Source organism: Bradyrhizobium elkanii USDA 76 (assembly GCF_023278185.1).
Lineage (GTDB): Bacteria > Pseudomonadota > Alphaproteobacteria > Rhizobiales > Xanthobacteraceae > Bradyrhizobium > Bradyrhizobium elkanii.
Map to the genome: position 1 here is coordinate 2108184 of NZ_CP066356.1, position 14363 is coordinate 2122546.

Annotated in this window: 15 protein-coding genes; 10 read left to right on the forward strand and 5 right to left on the reverse strand. The window is 65.6% G+C overall.

From position 1 onward, the window contains the following. Positions 1 to 159: 159 nt before the first annotated feature. Positions 160 to 1095 (forward strand): LysR substrate-binding domain-containing protein, encoded by a 936-nt coding sequence (locus JEY66_RS10165; RefSeq protein WP_016847659.1) that lies wholly within the window; start codon positions 160 to 162, stop codon positions 1093 to 1095. A gap of 191 nt (positions 1096 to 1286) precedes the next feature. Then, positions 1287 to 1637: a hypothetical protein gene (locus JEY66_RS10170; protein WP_026193281.1), complete on the forward strand. Its 351-nt coding sequence runs from the start codon at positions 1287 to 1289 to the stop codon at positions 1635 to 1637. Between the two features lie 22 nt (positions 1638 to 1659). Here JEY66_RS10170 and JEY66_RS10175 read toward each other — a convergent pair whose 3' ends face one another. Further along, positions 1660 to 2556 carry a LysR family transcriptional regulator gene (locus JEY66_RS10175; RefSeq protein WP_018273420.1) on the reverse strand — a complete coding sequence of 299 codons (897 nt, stop codon included), beginning with the start codon at positions 2554 to 2556 and terminating at the stop codon, positions 1660 to 1662. 117 nt (positions 2557 to 2673) lie between these two features. Between JEY66_RS10175 and JEY66_RS10180 the strand changes: the two genes are divergently transcribed. Then, positions 2674 to 3552, forward strand: a complete 879-nt coding sequence (locus JEY66_RS10180; RefSeq protein WP_016847656.1) for an NmrA/HSCARG family protein — start codon at positions 2674 to 2676, stop codon at positions 3550 to 3552. Here JEY66_RS10180 and JEY66_RS10185 read toward each other — a convergent pair. The 3 genes from JEY66_RS10185 to JEY66_RS10195 form a co-directional block, all read right to left on the reverse strand. Then, complete coding sequence (locus JEY66_RS10185; RefSeq protein ID WP_016847655.1) at positions 3549 to 4259, reverse strand: type 1 glutamine amidotransferase; 711 nt, start codon at positions 4257 to 4259, stop codon at positions 3549 to 3551. The two genes, JEY66_RS10180 and JEY66_RS10185, sit on opposite strands and share 4 nt — an antisense overlap. A gap of 85 nt (positions 4260 to 4344) precedes the next feature. After that, entirely contained in the window at positions 4345 to 5283 is a 939-nt protein-coding gene (locus JEY66_RS10190) for a hypothetical protein (protein WP_038378840.1), read from the reverse strand. Positions 5284 to 5475: 192 nt separating this feature from the next. Then, complete coding sequence (locus JEY66_RS10195; protein ID WP_016847653.1) at positions 5476 to 5964, reverse strand: Lrp/AsnC family transcriptional regulator; 489 nt, start codon at positions 5962 to 5964, stop codon at positions 5476 to 5478. A gap of 125 nt (positions 5965 to 6089) precedes the next feature. Between JEY66_RS10195 and ald the strand changes: the two genes are divergently transcribed. Then, positions 6090 to 7205, forward strand: a complete 1116-nt coding sequence (ald, locus tag JEY66_RS10200) for an alanine dehydrogenase (RefSeq protein WP_016847652.1) — start codon at positions 6090 to 6092, stop codon at positions 7203 to 7205. A gap of 270 nt (positions 7206 to 7475) precedes the next feature. Here ald and JEY66_RS10205 read toward each other — a convergent pair whose 3' ends face one another. After that, the gene (locus tag JEY66_RS10205) at positions 7476 to 8246 is read right to left on the reverse strand and encodes an IclR family transcriptional regulator (RefSeq protein WP_016847651.1); all 771 of its coding nucleotides are present in this window, start codon (positions 8244 to 8246) and stop codon (positions 7476 to 7478) included. 145 nt (positions 8247 to 8391) lie between these two features. Here JEY66_RS10205 and leuC point away from each other — a divergent pair, with 145 nt between their 5' ends. From leuC to JEY66_RS10235, 6 genes are read left to right on the forward strand one after another with little or no spacing between them, the layout of a single operon-like run. After that, complete coding sequence (gene leuC / locus JEY66_RS10210) at positions 8392 to 9795, forward strand: 3-isopropylmalate dehydratase large subunit (protein ID WP_016847650.1); 1404 nt, start codon at positions 8392 to 8394, stop codon at positions 9793 to 9795. Positions 9796 to 9798: 3 nt separating this feature from the next. Continuing rightward, a complete protein-coding gene (leuD, locus tag JEY66_RS10215; RefSeq protein WP_016847649.1) occupies positions 9799 to 10449 on the forward strand; it encodes a 3-isopropylmalate dehydratase small subunit in 651 nt (216 codons plus the stop codon). Next, complete coding sequence (leuB, locus tag JEY66_RS10220) at positions 10446 to 11579, forward strand: 3-isopropylmalate dehydrogenase (RefSeq protein ID WP_026193280.1); 1134 nt, start codon at positions 10446 to 10448, stop codon at positions 11577 to 11579. The genes leuD and leuB overlap by 4 nt, the downstream gene beginning before the upstream one ends. After that, positions 11579 to 12640 (forward strand): ABC transporter substrate-binding protein, encoded by a 1062-nt coding sequence (locus JEY66_RS10225; protein ID WP_016843478.1) that lies wholly within the window; start codon positions 11579 to 11581, stop codon positions 12638 to 12640. The genes leuB and JEY66_RS10225 overlap by 1 nt, the downstream gene beginning before the upstream one ends. After that, entirely contained in the window at positions 12637 to 13470 is an 834-nt protein-coding gene (locus JEY66_RS10230) for an ABC transporter ATP-binding protein (protein ID WP_016843479.1), read from the forward strand. The genes JEY66_RS10225 and JEY66_RS10230 overlap by 4 nt, the downstream gene beginning before the upstream one ends. After that, positions 13467 to 14339 carry an ABC transporter permease gene (locus JEY66_RS10235; protein WP_016843480.1) on the forward strand — a complete coding sequence of 291 codons (873 nt, stop codon included), beginning with the start codon at positions 13467 to 13469 and terminating at the stop codon, positions 14337 to 14339. The genes JEY66_RS10230 and JEY66_RS10235 overlap by 4 nt, the downstream gene beginning before the upstream one ends. The last annotated feature ends 24 nt before the right edge of the window (positions 14340 to 14363 follow it).

The window sequence follows — 14363 nt, forward strand, 5'->3', positions numbered from 1 at the left end:
CTGCGCGCGCCGCGCCATTCTGCCTGAACCTGACGCATTTCGCGCGCTTCTCCCTTCTTCTCCCTTGGAGGACAGGTGATTTCGCGCGAAGATCAGAAAACGGCCCCGTGAGGTCAAATACCTTGTTGACCCCCGACTTATAGGGAATCGGAATAAGCGATGGATTACAGGCAGCTTCGTTACTTCATCGCGGTGGCCGAAGAGCTCAGCTTCAGCCGCGCAGCGAAACGTTTGCATGTCAGCCAGCCGCCGCTGAGTACGCAGATCAAAGCGATGGAGGAAGAGCTCGGCACGCGCCTGTTGGCGCGGACGCGGCGCGCGGTGGAACTGACGCAGGCCGGACAATTGCTGCTGGAACATGCGCGGCGCGCGGTCAGCGAGCTTGATCTGGCGTCGGAGACGGTGCGACGTGCGGCGCGCGGCGAGGCCGGCATGATCCGCGTCGGCTTCACCGGCTCGGTCCCGATGCTCGACATGTTCGCCGAGCTATTCCGCAGCTTTCGCGCCAGCTATCCGCGGGTGAAGATCGAGCTCCGGCACATGTCGACGGCAACGCAGCTGCGCGCGCTTGCCGACGCCGAGCTCGATGTCGCGATCATGCGCCCGCCGCTCGATTTCAGACCGGCGGCCGATCTGCAGGTCCATGTGGTTTGGCGCGACCGGCTGATGGTGTTCCTGCCGCTGGATCATCCGCTGGCCGGCGCGAAGGGGGCGCTTGAGATGGCCGACCTTGCCGAGCATGAATTCGTCGGCATGGCCGAGAGCGGTTGCGGCGTCGGCGATCAGGCCGCGATGCTGTGCCGGCGGGCGGGCTTTGCCCCGCGCGTGGTGCAGGAGGCGCATGAGCTGCGCACCGTGCTCAGCCTCGTTGCGGCCGGGATCGGGCTTTCGATCCTGCCGTCCTGCTACCAGCAGGCCGGCGTGATGAATGTGGTGGCGAAGCCGCTGGACACGCCGGATGCGGAAAGCCGCATGCTGGTGGCGATGCGCTCCAGCGCCTCGCTGCTGCCGCGCCGGTTCGTCGAATGCGCGCTGCAGGCGGCGTCGCGCAGCGTACCGCCGCTCGTCCCCGAGGTCGCAGCAGTGCGTCGTTGATCGTGCTGCACGCCCTATACTTTCGTTGACCGTAGTCTTCCGGCATCCAGTCTGGCCTTGCTCTTGCATCGTTCAGTGTCAGGTGCGGGGGCGCGGTTGTGCCGTGTTCTCGCCCGCGACGGTCATGTCGCGGGCGAACAATGCGTGACGCGCGCCCGCAGCTGGATCAAAATCTGCGGAGACGAGACGACATGCACGTCATCACACGTGCGGCACTGCTGCTTGGGACGATTTGCCTCGCATCACCGGCCTTGGCGCGCGACGACGGCCGCTACGCCAATTCACCGCTAAAGCCCTGGTTCGAGAGCCTGCGCAGCGGCTATGGACAATGCTGCTCGGATGCCGACGGCTATGTGGTCGCCGATCCCGACTGGGAGTCGGATCACGGCCACTATCGCGTGCTCATCGACAATGAATGGGTTGTCGTGCCGAACGAGGCCGTGATCACCGAGCCGAACAAAGTCGGGCGCACCATGGTGTGGAAGCACTATATCGACGGCCATCCGCGCGTGCGCTGCTTCATGCCGGGCAGCATGACCTGAGGCACGTTATCCGGACTGCAACTCAGGCCGGCGGAACGAAGACCCGGTTCGGGAATGCCTGCTCGACGACGTCGAGAAACGCGCGAACCTTTGCACCGACCAGCCGTCGCGAGCTCTGCAGCGCCCAGATCTCGACCGGAGGTCGGGTATCCGTTCCCCAATAGGCAAGGCGCCCCGCGGCAATGTCGTCGTCGACCAGCAGCTTGGGCAGCAGGGCCGCGCCGGCGCCTGCAAGCACCGCATCGCGCATCATCAGCATGGATGAGAGGCGCAACATCGGCCGCGGCTTGAGCATCAGCCCATCGTGTTCATGTCGGATGCGCCAGACCGTGTCCGGTGGCGTCGGCGACATCACAACAGCATCGACGGAGACGCCATCCGGATCGTGCGCGGAGGCCGTCGGTCGTTGCTGGTCGGGATGCGCCACGACCAGCAGCTCGTCATGCAGGAAGCGGCGGCCGACGAGACGTTCGTCCGGTGACGGGTTGATGCGGATGACAAGGTCATAGCCGTCTTCCACCGGATCGACCAGGCGATCCTCGGCGACGATCTCGAGCTGGACGTCGGGAAAGGCGTGCGCAAAGCGTGCACCGATCCGGCCGAACGCGACATGGGCGAGCAAGACCGGCGCACTGACCCGCAAGCGGCCGCGCGGCGTCGACGCGCCGAGCACCACGGCTTCGCCGGCCTCCGCGATGTCGGACAATGGACCGCTGGTGCGCTCGTGCAGCGCGCGGCCCTCGTCGGTCAATCGCAGACTCTGCGAACCCCGTTCGATCAAGCGGACGCCGAGACTCTGTTCCAGTTCGGCGACGCGGCGGGACAGCGTGGCCTTGGCTCGTCCGGAAGCGCGGCTGGCGCGGCCGAACCCGCCATGCGCGGCCACCAGGTTGAAATCGGCGAGTGCCTGAAGGTCCATCGGTTCTGTTCCATATTCGAGACGGTATGTCCAAATAGTGGCATCTTCAAAGTAAAATTGGAACGGATAGCTTCTCGGCGACGGCAGACGGTCTGCCGAAAAGAAGGAGTATTCGACATGGCTATTCTGGTGACAGGCAGCACAGGCACCATCGGCACCCAGGTTCTCAATCATCTCGCCGGTCAGGGCGTCGAGGTTCGGGCCCTGACGCGTTCGCCCGGCAAGGCGCAATTTCCGCAGCACGTGACGGCCGTTCGCGGCGATCTTGCCGACGTGGATTCGGTCCGCGCGGCGCTCATTGGCGTCAGCACGCTGTTCCTGCTGGTACCGAACGCCGCCGACGAACTGACGCAGGCGATGCTGACGCTGACCGCTGCGCGCGAGGCCGGCGTCAAGGGCATCGTCTATCTCTCGGTGTTCAAGGGCGAGGCCTATGCCGACGTGCCGCATTTCGCCGGCAAGCACACGGTCGAGCGGATGATCGAGGCGCTCGATCTTCCCGCGACCATCCTGCGTCCGGCCTATTTCATCCAGAACGATCTTCGGCTGAAGGATCCGCTGCTGAACTTCGGCGCCTACGGCATGCCGATCGGCGCGAAGGGCATCTCGATGGTCGACATCCGTGACATCGGCGAGGCGGCCGCGATCGAGCTGCTGCGCCGCGAACGCGCGTCCGCCCCGCTGGGCCGCGAGACCTACGCGCTGGTCGGCCCCGACGTCGTGACCGGCGCGGGCGCGGCTGCGATCTGGCGCGATGAGCTTGGCCGCGCGGTCAGCTATGGCGGCGACGATCTCGCGGTGATGGAGCAGCGTTTTAAGGCGGCGATGCCGGCATGGCTCGCGCTCGACATGCGCCTCATGTTTGGCCGGTACCAGAGCGACGGCGCGGTCGCGACGGCCGACGAACTGGCACGCCTGACGAAGCTGCTCGGCCGCGCGCCGCGGGCCTATCGCGATTTCGCCCGCGACGCCGCCACGCAGTGGCGCAAGGGCTAGCTGCCCCCGTGCACGAGGAAGCGCGTGACCACACCGCCAAGCGTGGCGTGGTCGAGCGGTTCGGTGAGCGAGGACTTGGCGGCTTCGATCAGGGCATCCGGCGCGCGGCCGCGATGCAGATCGCAGAGCGCGCCGGCGTAGTCGGCGGTGAATTCCGGATGCGGCTGCACCGACAGCGTCGTGCCGTTGGCATAGAGCAGGCCGGCATGCGGCGTGAACCCGGACGACAGGATGGTGCGCGCGGAGGCGGGCGGGGTGATCATCTGGTCCTGATGCGAGCAGGCGACGGCGATCGTCTCGCCGTCGATCAGTCCGTTGTCCGGCGCGATCCGATAGACATGGCGCCCGATGCCCCAGCCTTTCTCGGATTTGCGCACCGTGCCGCCGAGCGCCTGCGCGATCAGCTGATGGCCGAAGCAGACGCCGACGGTTGGAATGCGCTTGTCATGGGCCGTGCGCACGAAGGCTTCGAGCGGTGCGATCCATTCGACATCGTCATAGACGCCGGCGGCCGATCCCGTGATCAGGATCGCATCCAATGCCGCCGGATCCGGCAGTGTCTCGCCATTGGCGAGGCTGACGACGTCGCAAGCCACAGACGGATCGGAGGTGGCTACCATCCGCTGAAACATCTGCGGATAGCTGCCGTGGCGCTCGCGGAATTGCGGACTGACGAGCCCGGTTTCGATGATGGTGATGCGGGGCATGGAACGCGCGGACGGATGAAGGAGGATGACCCTGCCTTTACTCCGAAAGCGCCAATGGCGACAAGCCGCGCGCGGCGGTCACCGGTCAATTCCGCGACGGCACCGCCGCGTCGATCGTGGCGGTGTGCTGCGCTGTCGGCGCCGGTGTCGTCGCGACGATCGCGGGCTCGGTGCGGTAGCGCGGCAGCTGATCCTCGAGCGAGTAGCCGACGCAGAGTGCGAGGCTCGACCAGACCGCCATGCTGAAATACAGCGACATCCAGGCGATCTCCTCGCGCCACTCGGCGATGTCGTGGGTCACGACCCAGCGCCGGCTGACATCGCGCAGGCCGTCCAGCGGATGCAGCAGCGTGCCGCCGGCGGCGAGGTTGGCGCGCCAGCGGTTCAGATACATCGGGACGTCGACGGTCATCAGGAAGGCGAGGAAGGCGGCGATGCCGAGGATCGCGACGATGAAGGCCCAGCGCACCGGGCCGTGAAACTCCGGCAGCAATCGGCACAGCGCAATCCCGACCAGGAAGAACACCACTGCCCAGATCGAGTTCTCGATCGCATTGCAGAGATAATGGGTGGTCAGCACCGCATACCAGGAGAAGCATTCCGCGATCACGATCAGCGGCACGATGATCCAGGCGATGTTCACGGTGGTTTCGGCGCCGGTCATGCTGCCGAGTTGATGCAGGATGATCGCCCATTGCGCGGCGAAGCAGACCTCGGCGACGGTGGCGACGGTACGGCCGACCATGACGCTCGACAGCCAGGTGTCGAACAGGCAGATGCGCTGCACGTCGGCGCGCGGCAGGACCGAGCGGAAGGCGCAGCCGAACACATAGGCCGCGCACAGCAGCATCATCAGGCCGATGCCCGAGGTGTTGCTGAAGCTGCCATTGGCCTGTTCATTGAACTGGCGATAGAGCGCGAACCAGATCGCGATGTTGGCGGCGCTGACGAGGCTCAAGAAGCCCCACCACCGGACCACTGGATTTGACCAAGCCAGCGAAACCGGCCGCGCCCGCCACTCCATGCTCATTCACCGCTCCGCGTGTAACCGAATTGATATTGAACTGTAGCAATTCTGTCATAGAAGACAGCGAATCACGACTAAAAATTGCGTGTGGGAGCGAGCGGGGCAGATCCAATTGTGACAGTGCCCGATTATGACAGTGCCCGATTGTGACAGTGTGCGATTGTGACAGTGCGCGGTGATGCGTGACCGTCAGCCGCGCAGCGCGGTCTCGGGAATGGTGCGACGAACCACCTCGCGCATCGCGAAGCTGGAATGGATGCGGGCGACGCCCGGCATCCGCGACAGATGCTGCTTGTGGATGCGCTCGAAGTCGGCGATGTCGCGGGCGATCACCTGCAGATGATAGTCGTCGCTGCCCGACATCAGATGGCAGGACACGACGTCGGGGCAGCGCGCGATCGCGGCCTCGAAGGCTGCGAGATAATCCTCGCTCTGCTTTTCCAGCGTGATGGTGACGACGACGGTCGTCACGAGGCCAAGCGCTGATGGTTCGAGGTCGACGCGGTAGCCGCGGATCACGCCGATCTCCTCGAGATGGCGGATGCGCCGCGCGCAGGCGGTCGGCGACAACCCGACCTTCTCGGCAAGCTCGATCTGGCTGGCGCGGGCATCAGCGACCAGCTCGGCGAGGATTCTGAGGTCGATACGATCGAGACCGTCCACGCAGATTTCCTTCAAGAGCTGAGCTGAATGCGAAGGATATGAGCGTATTTGACTGTGAGCAAGCCGGAAATCGCTGAGAAACGCCATGTGACGGGGCATAGCCTTAAGGCTGGCGGAAACGAATCCTCAAGGAGCGGACCATGCGCATCGGCGTGCCCAAGGAGATCAAGGTCGAGGAATATCGGGTCGGGCTGACGCCCGCCTCGGTGCGGGAATATGTGGCGCACGGCCACGAGGTCGTGGTCCAGCGCGGCGCCGGTGACGGCATTGGTGCCGGCGATGAGGTCTATACCCAGGCCGGCGCGCGGATCGCCGATACCGCCGAAGAGGTGTTCTCCGTCGCCGAGATGATCGTGAAGGTGAAGGAGCCGCAGCCGTCCGAATGGATCAGGCTGCGCGAGGGACAGATCCTGTTCACCTATCTGCATCTCGCGCCCGACGTGCCGCAGACCGCGGGGCTGATCGCCTCCGGCTGCACGGCGGTGGCCTATGAGACCGTCACGGATGCGCATGGCGGGCTGCCGCTGCTCGCGCCGATGAGCGAAGTCGCCGGCCGGCTCGCGATCGAGGCCGCGGGCGCCGCGCTGCGCAAATCCGCCGACGGCATGGGCAAGCTGCTCGGCGGCGTGCCCGGCGTTCCGCCGGCGCGGGTTGCGATCATCGGCGGCGGCGTGGTCGGCACCCATGCGGCGCGGATGGCGGCAGGGCTCGGCAGCGACGTCACCATCCTCGACCGCTCATTGCCGCGGCTGCGCGCGCTCGACGACCTCTTCCTCGGCCGCGTCCGCACCCGTTACGCCACGCTGGAAGCGATCGAGCAGGAGGTTTTCGCGGCTGATGTTGTGATCGGCGCTGTGCTGGTGCCGGGCGCCAGCGCGCCCAAGCTGGTGTCGCGCGCGCAGCTTGCAGGCATGAAACGCCGCGCGGTGCTGGTCGACGTCGCGATCGACCAGGGCGGCTGCTTCGAGACCTCGAAGCCGACCACGCATCAGGCGCCGACTTACCTCGTTGATGACATCGTGCATTATTGCGTCGCTAACATGCCGGGCGCGGTGCCCGTGACCTCGAGCCACGCGCTCAACCACGCCACCTTGCCGTTCGGCCTGGCGCTGGCCGCGAAGGGGCTGCGCGCGCTGGTCGAGGATCCGCATCTGCGCGCCGGCCTCAACGTGCATCGCGGCCGCATCACCAACCGCGCCGTCGCCGAGAGCCAGCATTTGTCGGCCGTGATGCCGGAGGAAGCGCTGGCGTCGTAAGGCGAAATCCGAAAGATCTAATTGCAGCGGGTCCAACCTCCCCTTGAAAAAGGGGAGGTCGCTTTGCTCGCCAGAGCAAAGCGGGTGGGGATCTGCTCTCTCCACATAGAGCGCCGCCTGTGGCGGACCCCCATCCCGACCTTCCCCCTTCCAGGGGGAAGGAGAAGACAGACATTCAGTATCCGTAGCCCGGATGCAGCGAAGCGAAATCCGGGGCCGATCTCTTCGTGGAGGGAGACTGACCCCGGATTTCGCTTCGCTTCATCCGGGCTACGGCGCTTCACTTGTCAGTTCTTTCAGCCGGCTCTGCATCACCTCGATGATGTGCGCGCGCTTTGCCGCGATGCGTTCGATCGGGCCGCCAATGCCGATAGCCAGCGGAGCGCGTCGCTTCGGCAGGGGAACGAGCATGCCTATCGTGCTTGCGCCCGGCGTCGTGCGGCCGCCTGACTCGGAATAGCCGCGGCGGCGAATGCGCTCGACCTCCTCGAGAAAGGCGGATTCGCGAACGCGCGCCGATTGACTCGGCTCCTCGGCATTGTTGCGGCGGATAATGCCGCGAATTTTGGTGTTCGGCATTTGGCTCAGCAGCACATGTCCGAGCGCGGTCCGCACCATCGGCCGTATTTGACCGGCTTGTGCTGTGTACTGAAGCTGAGAGCCGCCGGGGACAACGTGCAGATATTGCATCCCGGCGGCGCCGGCCTGTTGTCCGAGCATGACGGTTTCGCCGCCCGTCGCGGTCCAGAGTTCCTCCATCAGATCGGTGAGCTTGGTATCACGGAACGGGGAACGACGGATCCAGTCACCCAGCAGATTGACCCGGTAGCTCGGGATGAAAAGCCGGGTCTTTCGCTCGTATTCGAGGTAGTTCAATTCGACGAGACATCGAAGCAACACCGACGTGCTCGATTGGGGCATCTCCAACGCGGACGATATTTCGGTCACGGAAGCAGCCCGCTTTGTTTTCCGAAAGAACTCCAGAACTGCAAACGTCCGCATGGCCGATTTGACGATGGCCGTCTTATTCGGATTCGGCATGGCTGGCTCCTCGGCGGGTCAAGTACCGCACCTCCATCACATATGTGATGTTAGGGCAAAACTGCTTCACTTGACGACAACTTTGGCTCAGATTGGCGTCAATAAGATCAAGCCGCATGGAAACGCACAGAGCAGGGGAAGGCGGATGCCCGGCCGAAGTTTGCTCGAGAAGATCTGGGACCAGCACGTCATTGCTCGCCTCAGCGAGGACACTGACCTCCTTCATATCGACCGCCATCTGCTGCACGATCTCGGCGGTTCGCGCGGCCTGCTCGATCTCAAGAGCCGGGGCCTCAAGGTCCACAATCCCGAATTGACCTTTGCGACGCCGGATCACGCGCTGTCCACGGCGCCCGGCCGCGCCGGAACCAGCAAGATCGGACTGGAATTGCTGGCGGCGCTGCGGGTCGAGACCTCGGCGAGCGGCATCACGCTGTTCGATGTCGATCAGCCCGGCCAGGGCATCGTCCACGTCATTGGTCCGGAACTTGGCTTGAGCCTGCCGGGCGCCACCATCGTCTGCGGCGACAGCCACACCTGCACCCATGGCGGCTTGGGGGCGCTCGCCTTCGGCATCGGGTCGAGCGAGCTCACCCATGTGCTGGCGACGCAGGCGCTGATCCAGCGCCGTCCGAAGACGATGCGCGCGCGCTTCGAGGGCAAGCTGCCGCTCGGCGTCACTGCCAAGGACATGATCCTGGCGCTGATCGGCCATATCGGCGCTGCCGGCGGCACCGGCTATGCGGTCGAATATGCCGGCAGTGCGATCCGCGCGCTGCCGATCGAGGGCCGGCTGACGATCTGCAACCTCTCGATCGAGCTCGGCGCCAAGATGGGCATGGTGGCGCCGGACGAAAAGACGTTCGAATTCCTCCGCGGCCGTCCCTATGCGCCGCAAGGCGAGATGTGGGATCTCGCGGTGAAAGCGTGGCGCGAACTACCGAGCGATCCCGACGCGGTATTCGATCGCGAGGTCGTGATCGACGTCGAGAAGATCATCCCGCAAGTGACCTGGGGCATCAGCCCCGAGCACGTCGTCGGCGTCGACGGCATGATTCCCGATCCGAAGGCGGTCGACGATCCGTTGCGGCGCGCCGCGATCGAGACCGCGCTGGAGTATATGGGCCTGCAGGGCGGGGCGCCGATCGCGGGCACGCCGGTCGATTGGGTGTTCATCGGCTCCTGCACCAACAGCCGGCTCAGCGATCTGCGCGCCGCGGCCGAGGTCGCCCGCGGCCGCAAGGTCGCGGCCGGGGTCCGCGCCTGGGTGGTGCCGGGTTCGGAGAACGTCAAGCGCGAGGCGGTCGCCGAAGGGCTCGACAAGATCTTCATCGACGCCGGCTTCGAGTGGCGCGAGCCGGGCTGCTCGATGTGCCTTGCCGCCAATGGCGAGGTGGTGGCGCCCGGGCAGCGCTCGGTCTCGACCTCGAACCGCAATTTCGTCGGCCGGCAAGGGCCGCGCGCGCGGACGCATCTGGCGAGCCCCGCGAGTGCCGCGGCATCCGCCATTGCCGGCGCGATCGCCGATGTCAGGATGATGGGACGCTAGAGTATGCCAAAACCGTTCGACAAGCTCACCGCAACCGCCGCGCCGATCATGCGCGGCAATATCGATACCGACGTCATCATCCGCATCGAGCGCCTGGTCGGCAATTCGATCCGCGGCACGCTCGGCAAATGGGCGTTCGGCTCGCTGCGCTATCTGCCCGACGGCTCGGAGAATCCGGAGTTCATCCTGAACCGCGAGCCGTATCGCGAGGCGGAGATCTTGGTGACCGGGCCGAATTTCGGCTGCGGCTCCTCGCGCGAGGGCGCGGTGTGGTCGCTGCAGGAGCGCGGCATCCGCGCCATCATCGGCTCCGGCTTCGGTGACATCTTCTTCGCCAACTGCTTCCAGAACGGAATCCTGCCCGTCATCGTCGACAAGGCGGTGGTCGATCAGCTTGCCGCCGATATCGAGGCGACGCAGGGCGCGGGCAAGGTCTCGATCGACCTCGAGGCCCAGACCATCGTCTCGCCGTCGGGCGCGCGGCATTCGTTCGAGATCGATCCGCGGCGGCGCGAGGGGCTGCTGAAGGGGCTCGACGAGGTGGCGCTGACGCTGCAGCGCGACGACGAGATCCACGCCTTCCAGGCCTCCGACCGCGCGGCGCGGCCATGGATTCATTCGACAACGACACCCGCTTCGAGGACACCGGCATGAGCACGCAATCCAACATGGTCAAGGTCGCCGTGGTCGGCGGCGAGGGCATCGGCCCCGAGGTCACCGCGCAGTCGCGCCGGGTGCTCGACTGGTTCGCGGCGAAGCGTAACGTGCCGATGACGCTGCGCGAGGCGCAATACGGCCTGATCCCGTATCTGGCGACCGGCAAGGTGCTGCCCGAAGATACCGCCGAGGCGATGGACGAGGCTGACGCGATCCTGTGGGGCGCGACCGGCGGCCCGGAGACCACCGAAGTGCCGGCCGCGGCACGCAAGGCCGGCAGTCTGCTGGGCCTGCGCAGCAAATACGATCTCTACGCCAATCTGCGGCCGATCGTGGCGAGCCCGGCACTGTCGGCCTCCGCGCCGCTCAAGGCCGAGGTGCTCGACGGCGTCGATTTCGTCATCATCCGCGAATTGACCAGCGGCATCTATTTCGGCGAGCCGCGCGGCATCGAGACGCTGCCCGACGGCCAGCGCCGCGGTTTCAACACCGAGCAATACACCACGAACCAGATCCGCCGCGTGGCGCGCTCGGCCTTCGAGCTGGCGCGGACCCGGCGCAACAAGGTCTGCTCGGTCGACAAGGCCAATGTGCTCGAGACCAGCGTCGTGTGGCGCGAGGAGGTGATCAAGCTGCACAAGGAGGAGTTCTCCGATGTCGAGCTGACCCATCTCTATGTCGACAACGCCGCGATGCAGATCGTGCGCGAGCCGCGGCAGTTCGACGTGATGGTGACCGGCAATATCTTCGGCGACATCCTGTCCGACTGCGCGGCGATGGCTTCAGGCTCGCTCGGCATGCTGCCGTCGGCCTCGCTCGGCCCGGTCGATCGCTTCGGCCGGCGCAAGGCGCTGTACGAGCCGGTGCATGGCAGCGCGCCCGACATCGCGGGCAAGGGCATCGCCAATCCGCTCGGTTCGATCCTCAGTGTTGCGATGCTGCTGCGACTGACGCTGAACCGGCCTGAGGATGCCGACCTGCTCGAGAAGGCGGTGCAGACCGCGCTGGCCTCCGGCGCGCGCACGGCCGATATCGCCGAGGCCGGAGCGAAAAAGCTGTCGACCGTGCAGATGGGCGATGCGGTGCTCGGCGCGCTCGACAAGATCTCGGCCAAGGAGCACGCGTGATGGCTGGCGTCACCATGCCCCACATTTCGCGGCGATCGGCGCTGACGGTGATCGCCGCCGGTGGCGCGGCGCTGGCGACCGGGCGTGCGTTGGCGCAGGCGGCCGCGGGCCGGGCGATCTATCCGGTCGCGGTGCCGGTCTATCAAACGCAATTTGTTGCCGACCGTATCGGCTACTTCAAGGAGGCCGGGCTCGACTGCAAGCTGGTGCAGGGCGGCAGCGGTGTGAAGACCCGCGAGATCATCGCCTCGTCGCAGGGCGATATCGGCATCGGCGACGTCACCCATCCGATGCAGCTGACCAATCACGGCCGCGCCGCGCGCGTGTTGTTGCCGGTCGACACGCGATCGAACTCGGTGATGTTCATCCTGCGCAAGGATCTGAAGGACCAGGGCATCAACTCGCTGGAGGCCTTCACGCAATGGAAGCGGCCCGACGGCCGCAAGCCGATCGTCTCGGTCTCCTCGCTCGGCGGCACCAACCATGTCTGGTCGTCCTACTACATGGAAACCATGGGGCTCGACGACAAGGTGACCTGGATCGGCACCGGCAATGTCGACACCATGCTGGGATCGCTGAAGTCGAAGCAGGTCGATATCCTCGTCAGTTCGCTGTCGCTGTTGAACGAGGCGCAGCAGCAGGGCTGGGGCGAATTGTTGTTCGACGGCACCGACGAGGCGATCTGGAACAAGCATATCGGCGGCAAGGTGCCGGTGACCGCGCATTTCACGCTGCAGGCCACCATCGACAAGGACCCGGCCAAGATGCAGGCCTACGTCACCGCGCTGTGGCGCGCCTCGCAGTGGATCAAGACCCACAAGCCGACCGAGGTCTACGACGCCATCGAGCCCTATGTCGGCAGCACCTCGCGCGAGGCCAATCTGCTGGAGATCACGTCGATCCAGAAGGTCGCGGACTATGAGGGCTCGATCGACGCCGCAAGCTTCGCGCGCGGCGAGAAAGTCTGGTTCCGCGAGATGACCGGCATCAAGCCGCTCAAGATCGCCGACGTGGTCAATTCCAGCCTGATCGAAGCGGCGCGAAAGGCCTATCCGGGTTGAGCGCGCTCGAGACAAGCGCAACCGTGTCGCCGCGCGCCCCGGCCGATCGCCGCGTCGAGGTCAAGGGCCTGAGCAAGTCGTTCCAGCTTGCCAAAACGACGATCGAGGCGGTCCGCGACGTGACCTTCGACGTCCGCCGCGGCGAGTTCGTCGCGCTGCTCGGGCCGTCGGGCTCCGGCAAGAGCACGGTGCTCAACATGATCGCCTCGCTGATCCGCCCCACCGGCGGCGAGATCCTGATCGACGGCAAGTGCGTCGTCGCCGGCAAGGCGACGCCCAATGTCGGCTATGTCTTCCAGCGCGACACGCTGTTTCCATGGCGGACCGTCGGCGACAATATCGGCTACGGGCTGGAGCTATCAGGCGTGCCGGCTCACGAACGGAAGGAGCGCATCGCCGAATGCGTCGCGCAAGCGGGCCTGAAGGGATTCGAGAACGCCTATCCGTCGGCGCTGTCGGGCGGCATGCGGCAGCGCGCGGCGCTGATGCGGACGCTGATCGTCGAGCCGCAGATTCTCCTGATGGACGAGCCGTTCGGCGCGCTCGACACCCACACCAAGATTGACATGCACGAGGTGCTGCTTCGGATCTGGGAACGCGAGCAGCAGACCGTGCTGTTCGTGACCCACGATCTCGGCGAGGCGCTGACATTGGCCGACCGCATCATCCTGTTCTCGGCGCGGCCGGGCCGCATCAAGGACATGTTCGAGGTCGACTTCGTGCGCCCGCGCGATGCGGTGAAGGTGCGCGAGACCCCGCATTATGCCGAGCTGTTCCAGCACATCTGGCATTCTCTGGGCGAGGAATTCGTCAAGGGCCGCAGCGCATGAAGAGGTACGGCACGCTCGGCACGGTCGGCTGGCAGGTCCTGATCTGCGCCGTCGTGCTGTCGGTCTGGCAATGGGGCTACGACCTCCGCACCAGACTGCCCTGGCTGGTGCCCGACCTGCTCGATCCCTACTTCATCTCGAAGCCGTCGATGATCTTCGACAACTTCCTGATCCAGAGCTGCCTGACCTCGAAGCTCGGCGCCTTCAACAGCTGGTTCAACGGCGACTTCGGAAAGTGTCTGGCGCGCAACGAGAACAATCTCTGGGCCGCGACCGCCATCACCCTGAAGAATACCTTCTTCGGCTTCGTCACCGGCGTGGTCAGCGGCTTCGTCGCCGGGCTGATCCTGGGACGATCCGACCGGCTGAGCGCGATCTTTCAGCCCTTCATCACCGCGGTGAACTCGATCCCGCGGATCGCGCTGGCGCCGATCATCGTGCTGGCATTCGGGATCGGCGACATGTCGAAGATCGTGACGTCCTGGATCGTCGTCGTGTTCCTGGTGTTCTTCAACACTTTCGAGGGCGCGCGCTCGATCGACGAGGGTTTCACCAATGCCGCGCGGCTGCTCGGCGCCAGCGAGTGGCAGATCACCCGGACGGTGGTGATCCCCTCGACGATGGCCTGGGTGTTCGCCTCGCTGACGCCTGCGATCTCCTTCGCGCTGATCGGCGTGATCGTCGGCGAGTTCATCGGCGCCGAGCGCGGCATCGGCCGCCTCATCATCGAATCGGAGGCGCGCGGCGAGGCCTCGGGCATGATGGTTGCTGTCGTGGTGCTGATGCTGGTCGGTGTGGTGCTGTCGGCGATCATCTGGCGGTTGCAGGCCTATCTGTTGCGCTGGCAGCGGCAGCGCAGCGCCGAGTAGGCCGCGGGCCGTGGCGACGTCGCA

Bases quoted from the DNA above. Each gene is read 5' to 3' on its own strand.
- JEY66_RS10165 (WP_016847659.1), top strand. From the start codon at position 160: ATGGATTACAGGCAGCTTCGTTACTTCATCGCGGTGGCCGAAGAGCTC.
- JEY66_RS10170 (WP_026193281.1), top strand. From the start codon at position 1,287: ATGCACGTCATCACACGTGCGGCACTGCTGCTTGGGACGATTTGCCTC.
- JEY66_RS10175 (WP_018273420.1), bottom strand. From the start codon at position 2,556: ATGGACCTTCAGGCACTCGCCGATTTCAACCTGGTGGCCGCGCATGGC.
- JEY66_RS10180 (WP_016847656.1), top strand. From the start codon at position 2,674: ATGGCTATTCTGGTGACAGGCAGCACAGGCACCATCGGCACCCAGGTT.
- JEY66_RS10185 (WP_016847655.1), bottom strand. From the start codon at position 4,259: ATGCCCCGCATCACCATCATCGAAACCGGGCTCGTCAGTCCGCAATTC.
- JEY66_RS10190 (WP_038378840.1), bottom strand. From the start codon at position 5,283: ATGGAGTGGCGGGCGCGGCCGGTTTCGCTGGCTTGGTCAAATCCAGTG.
- ald (WP_016847652.1), top strand. From the start codon at position 6,090: ATGCGCATCGGCGTGCCCAAGGAGATCAAGGTCGAGGAATATCGGGTC.
- JEY66_RS10205 (WP_016847651.1), bottom strand. From the start codon at position 8,246: ATGCCGAATCCGAATAAGACGGCCATCGTCAAATCGGCCATGCGGACG.
- leuC (WP_016847650.1), top strand. From the start codon at position 8,392: ATGCCCGGCCGAAGTTTGCTCGAGAAGATCTGGGACCAGCACGTCATT.
- leuD (WP_016847649.1), top strand. From the start codon at position 9,799: ATGCCAAAACCGTTCGACAAGCTCACCGCAACCGCCGCGCCGATCATG.
- leuB (WP_026193280.1), top strand. From the start codon at position 10,446: ATGAGCACGCAATCCAACATGGTCAAGGTCGCCGTGGTCGGCGGCGAG.
- JEY66_RS10225 (WP_016843478.1), top strand. From the start codon at position 11,579: ATGGCTGGCGTCACCATGCCCCACATTTCGCGGCGATCGGCGCTGACG.
- JEY66_RS10235 (WP_016843480.1), top strand. From the start codon at position 13,467: ATGAAGAGGTACGGCACGCTCGGCACGGTCGGCTGGCAGGTCCTGATC.